Source organism: Candidatus Termitispirillum reticulitermitis (assembly GCF_054655775.1).
Genome location: NZ_BAAIHG010000097.1, coordinates 1 through 3,232, shown reverse-complemented (window position 1 = coordinate 3,232; position 3,232 = coordinate 1). Strand labels below are relative to the sequence as shown.

At 43.8% G+C, this 3,232-nt stretch carries 1 protein-coding gene; it reads left to right on the top strand.

The genetic code is table 11. The annotated features are described in order from the left end of the window. Window positions 1–3,232: beta strand repeat-containing protein (locus AC1MDJ_RS07240; RefSeq protein ID WP_479690257.1), on the top strand; the 3,232-nt coding region annotated here is incomplete at both ends.

Genomic DNA, 3,232 nt, shown 5'->3' with positions numbered 1-3,232 from the left:
ACATTGGGTGGCGACTACACAACGTTTTATAATAACATTGCCTCTACGGGCGGTGCTATCTTTAACTCTAGCAATTTTATATTGGGTGGCGACCACACAATTTTTCATAGTAATGTTGCTGATTATTCTGGTGGTGCTATCTTTAATACCGACAACTTTACAGTAAGTGGTAGCCACACAGCTTTCAGCTGGAACGTAGCTACTAATGGCGGTGCTGTCTATAATTACAATGGCACATTTGAGATAAATGGCGACGGCACAAGTTTTGACAATAACACTGCTACTAATGGCGGTGCTGTCTATAATTACAATGGCACATTTGAGATAAATGGCGACGGCACAAGTTTTGACAATAACACTGCTACTAATGGCGGAGCTATCTATAATAATGGTGGCATATTTACATTAAGTGGCAACGGCACAAGTTTTGACAATAACACTGCTCTCAATGGTAGTGGCGGCGCCATCTTTAATATGGACAATTTTACAATAGACGGGGACAACACAAGCTTTGAGGGGAACGCTACTACTAATTATGGCGGTGCTATCTATAATTACAATGGCACATTTGCGATAAGTGGCAACGGCACAAGCTTTACGGGTAACACTGCTTATCGTAATGGCGGTGCTATCCATAATGAAAGCCTGTTTATAATAGGTGGCAACGGCACAAGCTTTGACAATAACACTGCTGAAGCTGGCGGTGCTATCTATCATGGTTATATTGATGCATTTGCGATAAGTGGCGACAACACGAGTTTTGCGGGGAACACTGCTACTAATGGCGGTGCTATCTATAATGCTAGCGGCTTCACAATAAGTGGCAACAACACAAGCTTTGACAATAACGTTGCCGGAGCTGGCGGAGCTATCTATAATGTAAGTTATGGCACATTTATATTAAGTGGCGACAACACAAGCTTTGACAATAACGTTGCCGGAGCTGGCGGAGCTATCTATAATGTAAGTTATGGCACATTTATATTAAGTGGCGACAACACAAGCTTTGCGGGGAACACTGCTTATGCTAATGGCGGTGCTATCTATAATAATAATGGTAGCATATTTACATTAAGTGGCAACGACGCGAGCTTTACGGGGAACACTGCTAATGGCAGTAGTGGTGGTGCTATCTATAATAGGGGCACATTTACATTAAGTGGCGACAACACAAGTTTTGACAATAACACTGCCGGAGTTGGCGGTGCTATCTACAATAATACTGGTAGCATATTTGCATTAAGTGGCGACGGCACAAGTTTTGCAGGGAACAGGGCTACCAATGGTTATGGTGGTGCTATCTATAATGCTAGTGGCTTCATAATAAGTGGCGACAACACGAGTTTTGCGGGGAACACTGCTACTAATGCTGGTGGTTTGTATGGTGGCGGTGCTATCTATAATAGTCAAAGTGGCACATTTATATTAAGTGGCGACAACACAAGCTTTGAGGGGAACACTAATAATAGTTATTATGGCGGTGCTATCTATAATGTTGGCACATTTGAGATAAGTGGCGACAACACAAGCTTTGCAGGGAACAATAGTAATTATGATGGCGGTGCTATCTATAATGCTGGCACATTTATATTAAGTGGCAACAGTGCAAGCTTTGTGGGGAACGCTGCTCATCGTGGTGGCGGTGCTATCTACAATAATGGTGGCACATTTACATTAAGTGGCGACAACGCAAGCTTTGCGGGGAACAATAGTTATCATGAAGGTGGTGCTATCTTTAATAATGGTGGTGGCACATTTACATTAAGTGGCGACAATACGAGTTTTGACAATAACACCGCTGCTAATGGCGGTGCTATCTATAATCGTGATGGCACGTTTGAATTAAGTGGCGACAACGCAAGCTTTGCAGGGAACAGGGCTACCAATTATGCTGGCGGTGCTATCTATAATGTCTATTCTAGTGAATTTATATTAAGTGGCAACGGCACAAGTTTTACAGGGAACGAGGCTTGGGGTCTTGGCGGTGCTATCTCTAATGGTGCTGCTCTTCCAGGTGGCACATTTACATTAAGTGGCGACAACGCGAGCTTTGAGAGGAATACTGCTAGTCTTGGCGGTGCTATCTCTAATGATCAAATGGGCACATTTACAATAAGTGGCGACAACACAGTGTTTGATAATAACACTGCCGGAGCTGGTGGTGCTATCTATAATAATGCTGGCACATTTGAGATAAGTGGCGACGGCACAAGCTTTGTGGGGAACACTGCTAGTACTAATGGTGGTGCTATTTATAATTATAATACTGGCACGTTTACGCTAGGTGCGGGGGCAACTTTTAGCAATAACGTGGCTGGGAATGGGCTTGGTGGTGCTATTTTTAACGCGGGCAACTTTAACATAGACACTGGGACGACATCGGTTGACTTTTTAACGGCGAGCGATAGCATATTTAATGCTGGAAAGATGAGCTTTCTGGGGACAGGCACCGTTAATGCGGGTTCTACATCCTTAACGTCAACAATATCATTATTCCCCAACACGTTATTTTTAGGCAGAGCGAATCTTATTTTTGATAATGTATCGCTGAGCGATACGTCTATTTCTACGACGGTCTGGGATGATGACGGGGTGATAAGGGTAGGGAACATATCAGCTAACCAGTTTAATATTGTTAATAACGGCAATAAGAAGTTAAGGGTAGTAGTAGATGCGCCGAGCACTCTGGCTGGTGGTGGTGCTACTGTTGTGAATATCTTTAGTGATGCGAGTGGTGGTGGTGCGGGTGGCTGGGATGCTTATCAGCAAGCGGGACGTATTGATAACAATCTTCTGTATGAGATAACTGCTACGGGTTCGGATGGTTCTTATAGTGTATCAGCGAAGACAAGCGGCTTACCTGATGCGGCGAGTAGTGGCTGGTTGCAGGGTGGTTTTGCCCAGGGTTCTATGGGTAGCATTATATCAGAGCAGATTTATAGATTAGTTCAGTATGCGGACACGTATGATGCGGGGGAACAAGCAATAAATGACTTAGGTGACACCGATATTTCTAACAGCAGAGCTGAAACTATGCAGACTTTTATAGGTGGGATATTTGGCAGCATATCTAGTGGTTTGGGGAGTGGTGATTTCACTGGTTCATTAGGGACGTTAGGTTCTGACAAGGCTAACGGGATAATTCCTGCGTCTTATAGTTCATTTATTGAGCCTCGTTATGAGCGTCGTAGCAGTTCTGTTTGGGTAGCGAGTAATATAAAGGGAGTTAAGA